15 protein-coding genes are annotated in these 16,618 nt (G+C 48.4%); 9 read left to right on the top strand and 6 right to left on the bottom strand.

What is annotated here, in order from left to right:
- The first annotated feature begins 903 nt into the window (after positions 1-903).
- From KJS52_RS17530 to KJS52_RS17520, 3 genes are read left to right on the top strand one after another with little or no spacing between them, the layout of a single operon-like run.
- Positions 904-1,491 (top strand): TetR/AcrR family transcriptional regulator, encoded by a 588-nt coding sequence (locus KJS52_RS17530; RefSeq protein WP_246563692.1) that lies wholly within the window; start codon positions 904-906, stop codon positions 1,489-1,491.
- 55 nt (positions 1,492-1,546) lie between these two features.
- Positions 1,547-2,011, top strand: a complete 465-nt coding sequence (locus KJS52_RS17525; protein WP_213517707.1) for an SRPBCC family protein — start codon at positions 1,547-1,549, stop codon at positions 2,009-2,011.
- Positions 2,008-2,388, top strand: coding sequence for a VOC family protein (locus tag KJS52_RS17520; protein WP_213517704.1), 381 nt, complete (start codon positions 2,008-2,010; stop codon positions 2,386-2,388). Before KJS52_RS17525 ends, KJS52_RS17520 begins: the two co-directional genes overlap by 4 nt.
- A gap of 52 nt (positions 2,389-2,440) precedes the next feature.
- On the opposite strand, the gene KJS52_RS17515 is transcribed toward KJS52_RS17520, so the two are convergent.
- Positions 2,441-3,451, bottom strand: a complete 1,011-nt coding sequence (locus tag KJS52_RS17515; RefSeq protein WP_213517702.1) for an alpha/beta fold hydrolase — start codon at positions 3,449-3,451, stop codon at positions 2,441-2,443.
- 136 nt (positions 3,452-3,587) lie between these two features.
- On the opposite strand from KJS52_RS17515, the gene KJS52_RS17510 reads away from it, so the two are divergent.
- Positions 3,588-4,496, top strand: a complete 909-nt coding sequence (locus tag KJS52_RS17510) for a LysR family transcriptional regulator (RefSeq protein ID WP_213517699.1) — start codon at positions 3,588-3,590, stop codon at positions 4,494-4,496.
- 147 nt (positions 4,497-4,643) lie between these two features.
- On the opposite strand, the gene KJS52_RS17505 is transcribed toward KJS52_RS17510, so the two are convergent.
- From KJS52_RS17505 to KJS52_RS17485, 5 genes are all read right to left on the bottom strand, one after another.
- Entirely contained in the window at positions 4,644-5,078 is a 435-nt protein-coding gene (locus KJS52_RS17505; RefSeq protein ID WP_213517697.1) for a Dps family protein, read from the bottom strand.
- Between the two features lie 289 nt (positions 5,079-5,367).
- Complete coding sequence (locus KJS52_RS17500) at positions 5,368-7,305, bottom strand: glycoside hydrolase family 15 protein (RefSeq protein ID WP_213517695.1); 1,938 nt, start codon at positions 7,303-7,305, stop codon at positions 5,368-5,370.
- A gap of 5 nt (positions 7,306-7,310) precedes the next feature.
- Positions 7,311-8,339 carry a LacI family DNA-binding transcriptional regulator gene (locus KJS52_RS17495; RefSeq protein WP_213517693.1) on the bottom strand — a complete coding sequence of 343 codons (1,029 nt, stop codon included), beginning with the start codon at positions 8,337-8,339 and terminating at the stop codon, positions 7,311-7,313.
- A gap of 240 nt (positions 8,340-8,579) precedes the next feature.
- Positions 8,580-10,337: a sensor histidine kinase gene (locus KJS52_RS17490; protein WP_213517691.1), complete on the bottom strand. Its 1,758-nt coding sequence runs from the start codon at positions 10,335-10,337 to the stop codon at positions 8,580-8,582.
- The gene (locus KJS52_RS17485) at positions 10,327-11,058 is read right to left on the bottom strand and encodes a response regulator (RefSeq protein ID WP_213517688.1); all 732 of its coding nucleotides are present in this window, start codon (positions 11,056-11,058) and stop codon (positions 10,327-10,329) included. Before KJS52_RS17485 ends, KJS52_RS17490 begins: the two co-directional genes overlap by 11 nt.
- A gap of 160 nt (positions 11,059-11,218) precedes the next feature.
- On the opposite strand from KJS52_RS17485, the gene KJS52_RS17480 reads away from it, so the two are divergent.
- From KJS52_RS17480 to KJS52_RS17460, 5 genes are all read left to right on the top strand, one after another.
- The gene (locus KJS52_RS17480) at positions 11,219-12,226 is read left to right on the top strand and encodes a M23 family metallopeptidase (protein ID WP_246563691.1); all 1,008 of its coding nucleotides are present in this window, start codon (positions 11,219-11,221) and stop codon (positions 12,224-12,226) included.
- Positions 12,227-12,384: 158 nt separating this feature from the next.
- Complete coding sequence (locus tag KJS52_RS17475; RefSeq protein WP_213517686.1) at positions 12,385-13,557, top strand: acyl-CoA dehydrogenase family protein; 1,173 nt, start codon at positions 12,385-12,387, stop codon at positions 13,555-13,557.
- A 23-nt stretch (positions 13,558-13,580) separates the two neighbouring features.
- Positions 13,581-14,447: a phosphorothioated DNA-binding restriction endonuclease gene (locus KJS52_RS17470; protein ID WP_213518254.1), complete on the top strand. Its 867-nt coding sequence runs from the start codon at positions 13,581-13,583 to the stop codon at positions 14,445-14,447.
- A 42-nt stretch (positions 14,448-14,489) separates the two neighbouring features.
- Positions 14,490-14,918 carry a (deoxy)nucleoside triphosphate pyrophosphohydrolase gene (locus KJS52_RS17465; RefSeq protein ID WP_213517684.1) on the top strand — a complete coding sequence of 143 codons (429 nt, stop codon included), beginning with the start codon at positions 14,490-14,492 and terminating at the stop codon, positions 14,916-14,918.
- A 23-nt stretch (positions 14,919-14,941) separates the two neighbouring features.
- The gene (locus tag KJS52_RS17460) at positions 14,942-16,597 is read left to right on the top strand and encodes a helix-turn-helix domain-containing protein (protein WP_213517682.1); all 1,656 of its coding nucleotides are present in this window, start codon (positions 14,942-14,944) and stop codon (positions 16,595-16,597) included.
- The last annotated feature ends 21 nt before the right edge of the window (positions 16,598-16,618 follow it).

The following is a 16,618-nucleotide window of genomic DNA, read 5'->3' as shown; positions in this document are numbered from 1 at the left end:
TCTACTAGCGTCCAAGCTTCTTGGTCCTGAAAGCCGAACTTTTTAAACCTCATTGGAAGGGTAGTTTAAAAAGTCCGACTTTGATGACGATGTGCTTTCGATGTAGCGTATTCGGCGGCGAATCTTGAACGCTAGCGAAAATTCCGGTGCTCACGTAGCTTGTTGCCTACGCTGCGCTCCTCATTTTCTACTAGCGTCCAAGCTTCTTGGTCCTGAAAGCCGAACTTTTTAAACCTCATTGGAAGGGTAGTTTAAAAAGTCCGACTTTGATGACGATGCTGGGCGTTGTAGCGTATTCGACGGCGAATCTTGAACGCTAGCGAAAATTCCGGTGCTCACGTAGCTTTTGCCTACGCTGCGCTCCTCATTTTCTACTAGCGTTCAAGCTTCTTGGTCCTGAAAGCCGAACTTTTTAAACCTCATTGGAAGGGTAGTTTAAAAAGTCCGACTTTGATGACGATGCGACTTCTTCGTAGCGTATTCGACGGCGAATCTTGAACGCTAGCGAAAATTCCGGTGCTCACGTAGCTTTTGCCTACGCTGCGCTCCTCATTTTCTACTAGCGTCCAAGCTTCTTGGTCCTGAAAGCCGAACTTTTTAAACCTCATTGGAAGGGTAGTTCAAAAAGCACGACTTTGATGACGATGCGACTTCTTCGTAGCGTATTCGGCGGCGAATCTTGAACGCTAGCGAAAATTGCGGTGCTCACGTAGCTTGTGCCTACGCTGCGCTCCTCATTTTCTACTAGCGTCCAAGCTTCTTGGTCCTGAAAGCCGATTTTTCAGGAAGCTCCGCAGGTGAAAGCGATTGACATCTGGAACAATGAAGGATATTATAAACATTAAATGATAGTGAGCACTAACTATCAAGTTATTAGTTGATCAGTTCCGGGAAGGTGATGATTTGGAAGACAAGCAGACATTGGGCAGTAAAAGCAGGTTGATGCTGGCTGCCATCGACTTAATGGCCGAGAAAGGCTACAAGGGCGTATCGACCAAGGAAATTGCCTTAGCGGCAGGCGTCAGTGAGATGACGTTGTTCCGCAACTTTGGCAGCAAATTCAATTTGCTAGAGAAAGCGGTTGACCGTTATCATTATTCGATTGAAATGACCCAGGTCTTTAACGAAAAAATCACTTGGGATCTGAGGACGGACCTGCTTATGATTAGCCGGATGTATCATGAAATTATGGATCGTAACCGTAAATTGTTCCTTATCGTCTTAAGGGACGACGAATTGATCGAAATCCGCGAGAAAGCACAGAAGCATCCACGTAAATTACTGGAGCTGCTGACGAATTATTTTACCGACATGCAGAGCAGGAAGCGAATGATTCTGACGGATGCGGAAACACAGGCGATCACGTTTATGTGGATGAATTACGGGGCCTTCATGACACAGCTACTCGGAGCGTCGACGATTTCGAAAGTAACCCTGCCAGCATTTATAGAGTCGAGTATCGAATTGTTCGTGAGGGGGGTGAGTCCCTAAAAATTTTGTGATGTAGTTAGTTAGTACTAACAAACATAGAGAGAGAAGGGATACGATGAGAAGTAGACCGTCCATATCGAACAAGGTAATCGGTCAAACGGCTTCGGCGGGCTTTCAGGTAGGGGTCCGAAGAACGCTGCTGATCTCGCCGGAGCAGGCATGGGCATACCTGACCTCTGCCGAAGGGTTGAAGCTGTGGATCGGGACCATTTCGCCCCTGTCCTTTAGCGAGGGGGAGACCTTTCACTCCGCGGAAGGCATTTCCGGCCAATTCCGAGTCGTCAAACCGTACAGGCAGCTCCGCTTACGATGGAAGAAGAGGGAGTTGGCGGAGCCGTCCACTCTGCAAATTCGGTTACTATCCAATCAAGCAGACAAAACAACGATTAGTTTTCACCAGGAAAATCTGGATCATCCGACTACGCGGGAGCAGATGAAGCTGCACTGGGAAGACGTGTTGGCCGCTATTCGGGAGCAAACTACTCATTCCAAACATGATGGAGGTAAGGAATCACGATGAACAAATTCAGTCATATTGATCTTCGCGTCAACGATTTGGCAATCGCACTGCCCTTTTATGAAAAGCTTTTGCCCGAATTGGGATTTACACGAACCTTCCACAGTTCGAATTGGCGGGTATTTGCCGCGGATGGGGAATTGCCGAGCGCCGCTTATTTTGCAATCACGGAAGACCGGGAGCATAAGCCTAACGCCAATTTGATCGGATTCTGGGCGAGCGATCAGGCGGAAGTCGATCGCATCGCCGAGATCGTGGTGCAAAATGGAGGAACGATCAACGACGGACCGCGGTTGTTCCCGATCAGTCCGACCTATTACGCGGTTTATTTCGAAGACCCTTGCGGCAATAAGTACGAAATGCTGCATCGCTTGAACTAATTTGAGCAAGCGGCGGACCTGCCAATCACATAAGCAGGTCCTTCCTTTTTATCTATTTAAGCGTCAACAGATGCTTTAAGTTGTCATCAATAAATTTATTATCGGCGCTATTAATTCCTCTACCAGCAAAATGTCCCCAGATTGACTCGATCGGCTTAAACATAGCATTAGGGATAAGCTTGGCCTCGTATTCGTTATCGTCCGCTGTGCAGAAGAGATCGGTGCTCCCTGGCATGATGCAGGCAAGTGCTTTAATGCTTTTGAGTGCATCAGCGAAATTTCCGTTGTAAATTGGGTTGGCACTAATATCCGCATGCTGCCCTGTCCATAGCATGGCAAGTACGTTGTGCGGGTCCATCATCATAAAGCTTTTTTCCCAGACACCGCTCACAAAATCTGCTAATGAGTCGAATCCCATCGCTCGATAAAGCTCTTCTCTGTAAAATGCCTGCGATAAGCCCCAGCCTGCATAGACACGGCCAACTGCTCGCATGTTTGCAGAAGTCAGCTCGTTTAGCCTGCTTGAATCGAAGTTAACTGCAGCCATAAGTGCAGCGCGCATTCCATCAAGTACGATAAATGTATGAGCCCAGGTTTTAGCTACTCCGGCGAAAGGTGCAATTCTTTCCACCATATTCGGATAGCTTGCTGCCCACTGGAATGCTTGAATGCCTCCCATTGACCATCCAACTACAAGGGCGATCTTTTGAATGCCAAATTTTTCAGTCACTAGCCGATGTTGAAATGTGACGTTGTCATAGATCGTGACTTGCGGAAAATTAGCCCCATCAAATGGAGGTGGCGTGTTGCTAGGAGAAGAAGATAATCCGTTGCCTAGCAGATTTGGCACGATTATAAAATATTTTTGCGGATCCAGTGCCATGCCACTGCCAATCAACCATTCATTCTGAGCATGCTGGTCCCCGAAAGCAGTAGGATAGACAATAACATTATCTTTCTGCTCATTTAATGTTCCATAGGTTTTATAAGCCAGAAAAGCGCTTGGCAGCGTTGCTCCTGATTGCAGGGTTACGTCGCCTAAATTAAAAATTTCATAATCCATCGTATTGTTGCTCCCTTCAACATGAATGATAGGGAATGCATTCCTTGTTGTTAGTATAGAACTATGATACGCTCAATAAAAGTGAATAAAACTCAACATAATATTCAATATTATTGAAGATACTGGGGGAAGCATGATGGAATTGCGCCAATTGGTTACGTTCCGCACGGTTGCATCGACTTTAAACTTTACTCGGGCTGCGGAAGTGCTCAACTACGTTCCTTCCAATGTCACGATGCAAATAAAGGCATTGGAGGATGAGCTCGGCGTTCGTCTCTTTGATCGCTTGGGCAAGCAGCTTGTTCTGACAACTGCCGGCAAACGTTTTTTAACTCATACGCAAGATATTCTAAATCAATTGGATGAAGCGCGCAGCGCCGTTCATGACAATGAAAACTTAAGCGGAACTTTAACGATCAGTGCCAACGAGGTGCTTTGCGCCTATCGGCTTCCTGTTGTCTTTCAACGATTTCGTGCGCGATATCCGGGAGTACGTCTCATTTTCCGCTCTGTTCCCAATCAAGAGCTCAAGCAAACGCTTTTTGAAGGAAATGCGGATGTTGTGTTTATGCTGGATGAAACGATTCGTTCAAGCGGACTAGCTGTCGAGCCGCTGCTGGAAGAAGCCTTCCGCTTATTCGCTGCTCCGGATCACCCGCTCGCAAAAAGAGCTGATTTGCAGCTGGAAGATTTTCATGGAGAAGTGTTTTTGACGAATGAAAAGGGTTGCCCCTATCGAACGATGTTTGACCGCTCATTTGAGAAGGAGGGCATCGATAGCATTACGTATTTAGAGTTTCAAAGTGCTGAAGCGATTAAACAATGCGCCATTGCAGGAATCGGCATTGCTTTTCTTCCTGAAATTGTTGTTGAAGCCGAAATTGCACGGGGCGAGCTTATTGCTCTGCCATGGCAAATTCAAGATTTGCATGTGTACACACAAATGTTATGGCATAAAGACAAGTGGCTTTCACCCATTATATCAGCGTTTATAGAAGCGGCAAGAGAAGGGATCGGTATAGCAAGCGAGAATGCATCTGATTAACTGAATGCAATGAACCGAATACATCTAATTAACAGGTAGAGCGATTCTAAAAAAACGGTTGGAGGAGAGCATGCAAAAACAGCGGCAGCTCGGAACTTTATGTTATCATCCCGAGCTGCCGCTGTTACTAAATTATTACGATGCGAATTAGCCGTTAAAGGCAGACAGCATCCAGACATGCTTTTCAAGAGAGGTGTGAATGGCTAGCAGCATATCGGCAGTGGTTTCATCACCAGCCTGCTGTGCAACCTCCATGCCTTCTTTAAGCTCTCCGATTACAGTTGTAAAGTCGTTAATAAGCTGATCCACCATTTCACGCGCTGTTTCATTGCCGTGTGCTTCCTGAATGCTGGAATGCTCCAAATAATCCGCCATTTTAGCAAGCGGCTGGCCTTTGACAGCTAGCAAGCGCTCAGCGATTTCATCGATATGAAGCGCCGCTTCCTCATAAAGCTCTTGGAATTTTGCATGGAGTGTGAAAAATTGTGTGCCCTTTACATACCAATGGTAATTGTGAAGCTTCACATAAAGCACGCTCCAGTTGGCGATTTGACGGTTTAACTGCTCTTGAATGGTACTCATTTATAACTCCTCCTATCCGTAATCTGTTGTGTCTCTGCTTACAGTTTTTGCTAAAATCAATAATCCCATACATTAGAATTTTTGATTTATAAGTATACTTAGATCAATTCCTTGTTTATAATTATTACAAATTACATTCCATTTGTCAAGCCACAAGTCACTGATAATGCTTGCTTTTGTGTATCCTAATTTTACCACCGTTAAATAGCAAAAGCTGCACCCTCAACTGTTACATATAAGCAACAATTGCGGTGCAGCCCAACTTGCATATGTCAAAATCTTGAACGCCCTAGTTCGCTTCAGCCAGCATAAATACGGCCAGTATAAACATAGCATGCGACCAGGTTAACGGAACTACCCACGCCGTTTCACCTGTATGCTTGTCGATTTGCTCAGGCAGCAGCCCTGTTTCCGTGCGATGCTCCAGCACCCATTGAATATAGTTGCGTCCAGCCTCGACATCACCTGTAGCGAAGCGGTAATGTGCAAGCCATAATGTTGTCAGAATCCAAGGGTTGCCGCCAATATAAATGTCGTCCTCATAGCGTTTAATACCGCCAACGTTTGGTACGGTGAGCAGCTTTTCCACGACGTCAGCGGTGCTGCGCATGCGAGCATCAGTAGCGTCAACTGCATTAAACGGAACGCTAATGCCGAGCAAGCTAATATCTACGATCGGATCATGCTTCAATACATATTTTTTGTAGCCTTTGTCGAGATCGAGCACAGTCCCTTGCTTGCCGGCAGAGATCCCCTCATTATATTTGTCTGAAGATACGGTTAGATTGATTCCGCGATAGAAGCATTGCAGCTCTTCGTTAAAGCAGCTTTGTTCTATAGCAGCTTTAACACGGTCAGCCTGCTCGCTCCATTGCTCAGCCAGCTCGTATTCGCCAGCCAGCTCGGCAAAGCCAGCCGCAGCTTTAAGTCCGCCGTAAACTGCCGCCGAGGAATACGTATGCGAGGCTTCGCGCTCTTCCCACAGGTCGATGCTTGGCTTCGGCAAGCCCGTCTCCTCATCGATAAAGGAGGCAAGGAACTGCGCGCCTTTTAATACAGACGGCCATACACGAGAAGCAAAGCCGCGATCCTGCTTCACAAGGTAATGCTGCCACATTCCCCATAAAATAGAGGAGCCTTCATCAATTTGCAAGCCCCATGACGGCGCCAATTGACCATCATGGTAGTGGCGCTGCTGCCAAGAGCCGTCAGGAGATTGTGCGCGCAATGTCCAATCGTAGAAGGCATCGGTCAAATCTGTTAGGCCCACCTTATCCAATGCTGTCGTGATAAAGGCCGCGTCGCGCCCCCAACAGAATGAATAGCCGCCGCAACGGCTGAAGGTTTCGTCAAATTCTGGAGCGGCAATGATCGTGCCTGTTTTTTCATCGGACATAAGCTTAAACGTTAAAATAGAGCGCTCATACAGCTCCTTAATACGTGCATCGTCAACCGGGCAAGGAACAGCTTGAGCGACATAGCTTTGCCAATAGCTGTTCGTTTCATCTGCCCACTGGCCGCTCGTTTTCTGGCGTGCTTCAGCCAGCAGCTGGACAGCGTCCTGTTCATTGTGCGCCGCTGCAATATAAATAGGAAGCACAACCGTTTCTCCCGGAGCAATTGTCAGCTGCCAGGACATAGCGCCAGTCGGCTGCATATCGATCATATTGCCGTTTAGCTCGCCTTGCTGCACATTTTCCCATGAGATGCCGCTTTGAAATTTAGTGCATACGATTGCACTCGAGACCGCAAAAAAGTACTGATGGCGGAAATGAATCAAGGCATCAGCTTCGGCATGAAACATCGTTGTATTGTAAAGGCTGTTTTCACTAATTAGAAAGCTGGAATGCAGTACAAATGAAAGCTGCTTGCTTTCATTGCCTGAGTTGCTAAGCGCATATTCACGGACGAGCAGATCCTTGCCAGGAACAGCAAAATGACGGCTGTTGATCGTTAATTCAGCCTGCTGGCTGGCTGCTTTAATCGCAAGCACATTGCTGCCTTGCACATAGCCAATCTCATGCGACCAGCCATTGCCAGCCTCGTCAAACCATTCAACGGGAGCGCCTTCCGCTGCATGAATCCCGACACGCATTGCATCCATATGCTGCGGTGTATCAATATGAGGCCACCACAGGCGATACATTTTTCCTGTGCGGCCGAGTGTAGCAAGCAGGCTGGAGTTGCCGATCACGGCGTCGACTAAGTATGGTTTTTTTTCATTCATCGTCATTATCCTCTCTTTTGATTGTCTTTAATGGATGATTCTCTTACGACTAAACGATGCGGGATGATGTTGCGTATTTGGGAAGAAGCATTGTCCTGCAGACGTCGCACCAGCAAATGAGAAGCGGTATAGCCAAGCTGATACGTTCCGATATCTACAGAGCTCAGTGCCGGGGAAGCCAGCTCTGATAAGGCGATATTGTTGAAGCTGATTAAGCAAATATCATTAGGGACACTAAAGCCAAGCTCAGTCACGCCGCGCAGCACGCCAAAAGCGGTGACGTCGTCAATGACGACAAGCGCAGTAGGACGCTCTGGAATATTCATGACAAATGACATAGCGCGGTAGCCGCTTTGCTGTAAAAACTCGCTGTCAATAATCCACTCCGGATTTATCGCCAGTCCTGCCTGCTGCATCGCCTTGCGGTACCCCTCCAAGCGATCAACGGATACGGTTAAATTCGGCACGCCGATTACGAAGCCGATTTTGCTATGGCCTTGCTTGATCAAATGCGTCGTAGCATCATAAGCGGCCTGCACATTGTCCGTATCAACCGTAATAATATTATCGTGACCCTCGGTGCGCCCGATAAGAACAGTTGGGAAATCATGATCTGCAAGCATTTTAATTAAAGGATCATCTTGTCTTGAGGATAGCAGCACTACGCCATCTACGCGTCTGCCGAGCACAAGACGAGAGATCGTTTCTTGCTCGTCAGTCGGAGAGGTTGCAGCAGCAAGCAGCATATCGTATCCGGCTTTCGTCGAATGCGCCAAAATGCCGCGCAGCAGCTCCCCGAAGAAAAAGTCCTGAAACAGCTCTTCTGCTGGACGCGGCAGTACAATTGCTAATGTATTGGTTGTTTTGGAGACAAGACTTTTCGCCATCACATTTGGATGGTAGCCCATTTCCTCCATAATTCGTTTCACTTTTATAGTAGTAGCTTTGCTAATTCTCGAATGATTGGATATAACGCGCGATACTGTTGAGGGAGAAACTCCCGCCGCTTTCGCGATATCTTTAATGGTAACCATAAGATCGATCCTTCCTAAAATGAGCCTTCCTATCTACTATAGCGGTTAGTGCAAACTTATGCAATCATTTCATGGCTTGTAATTAATGTACACGGGATAGCAAAAATATACAACTTAAGAAAGCTCGAGAATAATAGAGGAAAAGAGAGAATTATTAAGTGGAACTACAAAAATTAAAGAAATTTCAAAATGTGCAATCGTTTGCTCAAAACTCAAATTAAAAAGCCGACAGCTGCCAGGTTAGCTGTCGGCTGCTGCTTTGTTGCGTTGCCCTTCCCAAATCAAGCTGATCGTCGAGCCCTCATCTGGCTGTGATGCAACCTTGATTCGTCCGCCCATCGCTTGTACAAGCTCCTTCGTAATCGCCATGCCCAGTCCGCTGCCTTCGATCGACTCATCCGTATTTGTGCCGCGATAGTAGCGCTCGAATAGCTGCTCGATCGTTGGCGCATCCATTCCGTTGCCGTTGTCCTGCACATTAAGCTGCCAGCCTTGCTGAGCTAAAGGAATAAGCTCGATTACGATTTTCGTATCGCCCGGGTTGTGCAAAACAGCATTGGCGATTAAATTTTCCACGATTCGCTCAAACCATGGCGGATAAAGATATCCGTAAATGTGCTGCCCGGGAATATGGCATGTTATGCTTCTTCCTGCGCTTAGCGGATTCGCTGCAGCGTGCTCGACCGCTTCTTTCAGCAAAGCGCCAACATTGTGTAAATCCAGTGAAACAGGCAGCTTGCCGCTGCGCAGGCGATAGGTCAGCGCCAAATCCTCCAGCAGCTGATCCATGTACTGGCTTTTCTTCAAAATGGTAGCTGCGAAGGAGCGAACCTCTTCTTCCGTCCAGCTGTATTTATCGGCAGCGAGCATATGCGCATAGCCTTGAATAGAGGAAAGCGGTGTTCTCATATCATGGGTAACTCCGGCAATCCATTCCTCGCGATATGCTTGTGTCTGCTTCGCGGCAGCCTTGCTTGCACGCAGCTCGGCAGCCAAAGCGTGAATGGAATCCTGCACCTCCTTAAACAGATGCTTCCTCCGTTTGAAGATCGATTTTGCTGATGGCTGAGGCAGTTTGTCCGCATCCTCCTGATCGCTGCCAAGGCGCTGAATCCAGCCCACGATATCAATAATTGGCTTAACAAACAGATTCGCGTAGCCGAAGGCAAGCATGACCATAATGAGAAATGCTGCGGCCAGAAACAAGGCAATGCTGATCACAATGATGCGCAGATCATCCGGCATGCCTGGCATGCTTGCAGACTGCTTGGAGCTGTCTAGCGGTGTCTGAACGATCCAGGTAAGCTGGCGCTGCTCATCATATTGCGATTGCAGCATCGTTCCGTACCGCTCGGGATAGCTGGAGCGAAGAGCCAGCTCCCTTAGCGTATAGCTGCTCACAGCATGATCAGGCTTATGCCAGGAGGCGATCTCATTGCCTTGCTGATCGACGATTTGCACCCATGCTTGCATGCTCGTCAGACTCGCTTCCACCTCGTGCGGGAACGTAATGCTGCCGTCGGCAATTTCAGCTTGAGCCATATGCGGCTGCAGTGATAGCGAGCCTACTTTCGACTTGCCGTACAGCATAATAAAGAAGCGGTCATCCTTTTGCTGAATCCAGAAGCCAAGGGTGTACGGAAAAGGCTCGACTCCGTACCAGTAATCGATCAGCTGCCCGGGATGGTAGCTGATCGGCACATCATCAGGTGTAAAGAAGGATTGCAGCACATTGCCGTGCTCATCCAGGCTTTGCAGCCAGCCTCCATCCTGCTCCAGCTGCTCAAGCAGCTTTTCGCTTACGAGCAAGCCATGCTCATCAACCGTTGATTCTGCAATCAAGCGGGAAATGCCATAGGGCGCAAAGTTGCGCTTGATTTCAATGCTCTCCAGCTCTCTGAACATCCAGGCAAAAATGATAATTGCCAAAATAAGCAGCAGCAGGCCGGCAATCGCCATTTGCCAGGCAAAGCGAACTGTCAGCCGTCTACGTAGCATGCTTGCCTCCTGACGGGCTTGGCAGAACAAGCTTATAGCCCATGCCGCGCACATTTACTAAATATTGCGGGTTCGCCGGGTCCTTCTCAATCCGCTCCCGTATGCGGTGAATATGAACCATCACCGTGTTGTCATCATTCAGCATCGATTCGCCCCATACGCGCTCATAAAGCTCGCTTTTGCTGAAAACACGATTGGGATGCTTGCATAGAAACAGCAGCAACTGAAAGACGAGCGCTGGACAGTGCATCGCTTTTCCGTCAACGGTTAACGTCGCCTTCGCCTCATCCACCTGGAAATGACCGAGATCATAAATTTTTGCTGTTGCAGGCGCTTCAGCTTTCTGGCCTTGCAAATATCGGCGAAGCTGAGCGCGTGCTCGAGCTGCGACCTCGAGCGGATTGAACGGCTTGCGAATATAATCATCGCCGCCGACAGCAAAGCCTGTCAGTACATCCAGATCAGAGGATTTTGCGGTTAAAAACAGAATCGGCGCATCCGTTGTCTGGCGAATAAACGGACATATTTCGAGACCGCTTGCCCCTGGCATCATAATATCGAGCAAAATAAGATCGTACTTTTTCTGCTTGCATGCTTCTAGTGCAGCTTCACCGCTATAGGCGCAGTCAATTTGCGTAAAGCCTTCCTTCCTTAAAATCGTTGACACCATATCGACGATCGCTCGCTCATCATCCACGATGAGCAGCTTGGCATTGTCCATCGTTCCACCTCAATTCGTGCTTGCCTTAGGCTGATTACATTTTAGCATGGGTTAGCTGCTGCTGAAATGAATTAAGGTAAAAGTAAGCTTGCGTTTTTTCTCCGTTAAGATAAGGGGGTTACACTGTAACTGTAAAGAATAATGAAGGAGAGAACCAAGTATGAGAAAGAGAAGTTATATGGTCCAGTTGTTTGCGGTAGTGTTAGTATCGGTTTTACTAGCTGGCTGCGGCGACGCGCAAAATCAAGGAGGGAATGAAATGCCTGAAGCAACTAATGAAAATGTGGAGCAGCCACCGAATAACGAAAGCAATATTGCTGGGGAGAATATTGCCAGCGCAATGCTGAAGGGTGAAGCCAAACAGCTCTATGCCCAATTTAGCAGTGATTTGCAGGGCATCGTAACAGAACAAGATTTTATTTCGCTCGTCAATGAATTTACTGCTGGCGTAGCGCAATTTGAGCTGGCATCAACGATGGATATTAACGGCTATCGCAGCTATGTATGGAGCGATGCTGAGCAGAGCAAGGGATTGACGGCGATTGTAGATGAGCAAAATACGATTGCAGGCTTTCAGGTGCTGCCGCTTACTTCTTATCCAGATACGGACCAGCTCTATTCGACAACGACATTCCAGCTTCCATTTGCCGATGAGTGGCTCGTTTTCTGGGGCGGGAAAAATGTGTTCCTCAACTATCATTACGAATACGAGCATGTGCGCTATGCCTATGACTTTATTAAAGTGAAGGACGGCTATTCCTATGATGGTGATCCAACGCACAATGAAAGCTATTATGCGTTTGGCGCAGAGGTGCTCGCGCCTGCAGGTGGCGTAGTTGTTGAGGTGGTAGACGGAATTGAGGATAATATCCCGGGGCAAATGAATGAGCAGCAGCCCGCAGGCAATATAGTCGTGATCGAGCATCAAAATGGCGAGTTCAGCGAGCTTGCGCATTTCAAAAAGGATTCGATTGTTGTGCAGGTCGGCGACACCGTAAAAGCGGGACAGCTGCTTGGGGAATGCGGCAATTCGGGCAATTCCTCTGAGCCGCATATTCACTTTCAAGTGTACAAGAAAAATGAGGATAGCAGCGGCCTGGTCATTCCTGTAGCATTTGCAGATGGCAAGGAATGGGTGCGCGGCGAGTTGGCAGCTGGAAATAAATAAGCATGGTGTGAAGAGCGGAAGCGCATCTTTAGTCAGCATATCAGCGTGATGATAAGCAGACTGGAGATGCGTTTTTTGGTATAGTAAAGAGACAAAAAGCGTGGAGAGCAGTCGTCTTGCTGCTTCTCCAAAATGAGATTAAGCAAAGGGCGAACGCTATGAAACGACTGGATCATTTATTTGTGTTAAACAAGCAGCAGGAGCAGCGCATGAACGCTATTGGCGAGCTAGCGGACAGCTTTGCGGCAGAAGCGCATCGCGTTGACGCCGAGCATGATTTTGCATATAAGCATATTGAAGCGTTGCGCGGCATCGGCTATTTCTCCTATCCCGTGCCGGCAGCGAGCGGCGGCGCAGGCATTTCACTGTATGAGCTTGTATTGTATCAGGAGCGGCTCGCACAAGGAGATGCAGCGACTGCGCTAGGTGTCGGCTGGCATTTAAGCGTGGTCAAGGATATTAATGATAAGCAGCTTTGGCCCCAGGCGGCAATCGCTCAATTAAATGAGCAAATTGTGAAGCAGCAGCTGCTGGTCAATCGCGCCGCAACGGAAAAAGCATCAGGAAGCCCGACGCGCGGAGGCAAGCCGTTGACAACGGCCAAGCAGCGTGAGGATGGCTCCTATGTGCTAAGCGGCAGAAAAACATTTACAACCTTGTCGCCGGTGCTTGATTACTTTATTGTTACGGCGAGCCTTGAGCAAGGGACGGCAGAGTTTATCATTCCGCGCGAGGCGACGGGCCTCTGCATCGAGCAAACCTGGCATATGCTCGGCATGCGCGGTACTGCGAGCCATGATCTTGTGCTGGATAATGTTGTCGTCCCCGAGACGGCTTTAGTCTATCGTTTCCCTGACAAGGCTGCGCGGGCAGCGACGCCTTCCTTGCTGCACATTCCTGCCTGCTATCTGGGAATCGCGCTGGCTGCTAGAAAGGAAGCGATCAAATTCGCTTACCACTACCATCCCAACTCCCTGCCTGCTCCTATTATCCAGCTGCCCAACATAGTGCAGCAGCTCGGGAAAATCGAGCTTGAGCTGCAAGCCGCACGGCACTTTTTATATAGTGTTGCAGCGAGATGGGATCAGCAGGCACAGCCGCAGGAGCAGCTTGTTGCCGAGCTGAATGCTGTCAAGGTAACAGCTATTGAAACTGCTCTATCCGTCGTCGACAAAGCAATGCGCATCGTTGGCGCGCATAGCCTTGCGCTGGATCATCCGCTGCAAAGAATGTACCGCGATGTGCGCTTTGGCCTGCACAATCCGCCGATGGAGGATGCAGTGCTAACAATGCTCGGCAAGCTGGCTGTTGACGACTATGAGAAAGGATAGGAGTAGCACAGATGAATAGCAAAATGGATCCTTCGCAATTGAAGGAAAGGCTTGCGAATCTTTCAATATGGAAAAAGAACGGCCAGCGAGCACCTCATAAGCCGTTGCTAATACTGCTGGCACTGGCTAGACTCCAACAGAATGAAACAGTGCTGCCTTATGAGCTTGTCCGTGAAAAAATGAAAAGCTTGCTAATTGAATTTGGGCCGACTAGAAAGTCATATCACCCTGAACAGCCGTTTGTACGCTTGGAATCTGATGGAATTTGGAGCTTGTCAGGCTCTGTAAATAAGCAAAGCTTTACGGATAAGCAGCTGCTACAGGACGGGATCGCAGGAGGCTTTAATGAACAAGTTCTCGCCTTGCTGCAAAGCAATCATTCTTTAATTCAAGAGCTGGCTTTCATTCTGCTTAATGAGCATTTTCCGGAAACTATTCATCAGGATATTATTGATGAGCTTGGACTAGATATTGCGTTAAGGAGAAAACGAAGCCGCGATTCAAGGTTCAGGGAAAATATATTAAAGGCGTATGAGTATAGCTGTGCAGTTTGTGGCTTTAATGTAAGGCTGGGCAATCAGCTGGTTGCTGTAGATGCCGCCCATATTCAGTGGCATCAGGCGGGTGGACCGGATAAAGAAGCCAATGGGTTGGCACTTTGCTCCTTGCACCATAAATTATTTGATCGAGGCGTGTTTACAATAACAGAAGAAAGAGAATTGCTTGTAGCTGAGCTTGCGCATGGAAGCAATGGTTTTGATGAATGGCTGATGCGGTTCCATGGGAAAAAGCTGCGTGCCCCGGTTCACCCGCTGTACAAGCCAGAAGAAAGCTATATTCAATGGCATGTTAGAGAAGTATTTAAAGGACCTGCACGTTATCGGCTATAAAGCTGGATTCGTTCTATACACAATTGGCTAGGAGTGATTGGCATGCTGGAGGTGGCGGCCGCCATTATCGAAAATGAGCACGGGCAAATTTTGATTGCCAGACGCAAAAAGGGGAAGGCGCAGGAGGGCATGTGGGAGTTTCCGGGCGGTAAGATCGAGGCCGGCGAAACGGGCGAGCAATGCCTGATTAGAGAGCTGCGCGAGGAAATGTCCATTGATATTGAGCCGTATCAATTTTTTGCGGCTAGCGAGCATGTCGATGGCAGCTTGCATATTTTGCTGAAAGCCTATAAGGCAAAATACGTTGGCGGTACGATTGTTTTAAGCGACCATGACAGCTATCAGTGGGTCGAGCTTGAGCAGCTGCCCGAGTTCTCATTTTCTCCTGCGGATATATGCTTTGTTCAGCAGCTGGCAGAAGTGCATGAATTTCCAGTAGATAGGGCAAATATTCATAGGCGAAAAGTTTGACAATGAGATGGAGGCAGTAAAGTATGGGAACGGGCTCGGAATGGCTGGAGTCTTATTTTGCCGCATATAGCTTGACAACTATTGATGCTTGTTATGGCAGTTTGCAGCTCTCTGTTCCGGAGGAGCCTGGCACAACCTTGCTCCTGGCTGTCGCTGGCGGCCAAGGTGAGGCCGTTGTCGAAGGAAGAAGCTATTCGCTGCAGAAAGGGAAGCTGTTGCTGCTGCCAGAAGGCTCTGGCGTATCTATCAAGTCCAGCAGCAACAGTCTGCTCCAGTGCTATGCCGTAGGCGTAGCTCCTGTTATACAGACGAATAAGGCAGCGGGCAGCCTGCAGCGGCAAAGCAAAATTACGTCGCTCAGTAAAGAAGCTTATATTGACGCAGGAGCAAAATTCATTGAGTTTGCTCAACAGCTGTACATTCACCGCTTGCCTGTCGAAGAGCTGCGACATATTAAAAATCAACTGATTTTCCACGAAATGCTTTACGAGCTGCTGCAATGTCTCGAGCATTCGGAAAAAGGCGAGACTGAATTGTGGAGCCTGGAGCAAAGCGTGCGCTATATGGAGCAGCAGTTTCGCGAAAAAATTTCCCGTGAGCAGCTTGCCGCGGCGACGGGCATCAGCAGCTCGCACTATTCTGTAGCCTTTAAGCAGCTAACAGGATATTCGCCCAACCACTATATGACCACTCTGCGTGTTCATCATGCGATGGAGCTGTTGCTGCAGGGCAAAGAAACGTTAAGAGAGGTTGCCATTAAAACTGGCTACAAGGATGAGTTTTATTTGAGTCGCCGCTTTAAGCAGCATACGGGCATCTCTCCGTCCAATTATGCTGCACAGTTTTCCAAGCGAGTTGCGGTGCTGATTCCGCCGTATGCGAGTCATCTTATGCTGCTCGGGGTAGAGCCAACTGTGTCAATCGCCGACAGCAGTGAATATATAAGCTCCAGCGAGTTGTCGGTTCCGCAAACGATGCGCTTAATGAGTGATGACTGCTCAGCCGAGCAATTAAAGCGGGCGCTGCTAGAAAGTAAAACCGAGCTGATTATCGCCTCCGATCCCTCCTCTGCACATCTTGAATTTAATGCCGAGCGGCTTAGAATTATAGCGCCTGTTGTTACGGTTTCCTGGATGGATATGGGGTGGAAGGAGCATTTCCGCTATATTGCAAACATCGTTCAGGAAAGCGAGCGAGCCGAGCGCTGGCTGGCCGAATTTGAGCGGGAGGAAGCAGCAGCGAGGCAGCTGATCAGTCAAACGGATGCCATGCATGCGGTAGTTTCGATTGTCGTTATTAAGCCGCAGCAGCTGCTCGTCTATGGCGCAAGAAATGCAGGCTACGTTATTTATCACTCGTTAGGCTTGGCCCCTCCAGAGCGGATTCGGCAGCAGCTTGAGCGGCACGGGCACAAATTTCATTCCCTTTCGATTGCGTTAAGCGAGCTGCCGCTGTTTGCCGGCGACAAAATGCTCGTCATTGTCTTCCCCGATGAGGAGGGCTCGACAGCACATGCCGATTCCATTGTTCAAAGCGACATATGGCAAAGCTTGCCGGCCGTTCAGAACGGACAAGCCTTTATGCTTGATCAAAATGACTGGATACCGTACAATCCTGTTTCTATTCAATATCAGCTAAGAAGAGCGGTTAAGCTATTTGAAAACAATTGTACAATGTGAATATCGAACAAAAAGACATGG

Origin of the sequence: Paenibacillus montaniterrae (genome assembly GCF_018403185.1) — a bacterium.
GTDB classification, from domain to species: domain Bacteria; phylum Bacillota; class Bacilli; order Paenibacillales; family Paenibacillaceae; genus Pristimantibacillus; species Pristimantibacillus montaniterrae.
Note: the sequence above shows the minus strand (reverse complement) of the source record. Positions and strands in the feature narration are given on the sequence as shown.

Coding starts and splice junctions, on each gene's coding strand:
- KJS52_RS17525 (WP_213517707.1), top strand. CDS start 1,547: ATGAGAAGTAGACCGTCCATATCGAACAAGGTAATCGGTCAAACGGCT.
- KJS52_RS17520 (WP_213517704.1), top strand. CDS start 2,008: ATGAACAAATTCAGTCATATTGATCTTCGCGTCAACGATTTGGCAATC.
- KJS52_RS17515 (WP_213517702.1), bottom strand. CDS start 3,451: ATGGATTATGAAATTTTTAATTTAGGCGACGTAACCCTGCAATCAGGA.
- KJS52_RS17510 (WP_213517699.1), top strand. CDS start 3,588: ATGGAATTGCGCCAATTGGTTACGTTCCGCACGGTTGCATCGACTTTA.
- KJS52_RS17505 (WP_213517697.1), bottom strand. CDS start 5,078: ATGAGTACCATTCAAGAGCAGTTAAACCGTCAAATCGCCAACTGGAGC.
- KJS52_RS17500 (WP_213517695.1), bottom strand. CDS start 7,305: ATGAATGAAAAAAAACCATACTTAGTCGACGCCGTGATCGGCAACTCC.
- KJS52_RS17495 (WP_213517693.1), bottom strand. CDS start 8,339: ATGGTTACCATTAAAGATATCGCGAAAGCGGCGGGAGTTTCTCCCTCA.
- KJS52_RS17490 (WP_213517691.1), bottom strand. CDS start 10,337: ATGCTACGTAGACGGCTGACAGTTCGCTTTGCCTGGCAAATGGCGATT.
- KJS52_RS17485 (WP_213517688.1), bottom strand. CDS start 11,058: ATGGACAATGCCAAGCTGCTCATCGTGGATGATGAGCGAGCGATCGTC.
- KJS52_RS17480 (WP_246563691.1), top strand. CDS start 11,219: ATGAGAAAGAGAAGTTATATGGTCCAGTTGTTTGCGGTAGTGTTAGTA.
- KJS52_RS17475 (WP_213517686.1), top strand. CDS start 12,385: ATGAAACGACTGGATCATTTATTTGTGTTAAACAAGCAGCAGGAGCAG.
- KJS52_RS17470 (WP_213518254.1), top strand. CDS start 13,581: ATGGATCCTTCGCAATTGAAGGAAAGGCTTGCGAATCTTTCAATATGG.
- KJS52_RS17465 (WP_213517684.1), top strand. CDS start 14,490: ATGCTGGAGGTGGCGGCCGCCATTATCGAAAATGAGCACGGGCAAATT.
- KJS52_RS17460 (WP_213517682.1), top strand. CDS start 14,942: ATGGGAACGGGCTCGGAATGGCTGGAGTCTTATTTTGCCGCATATAGC.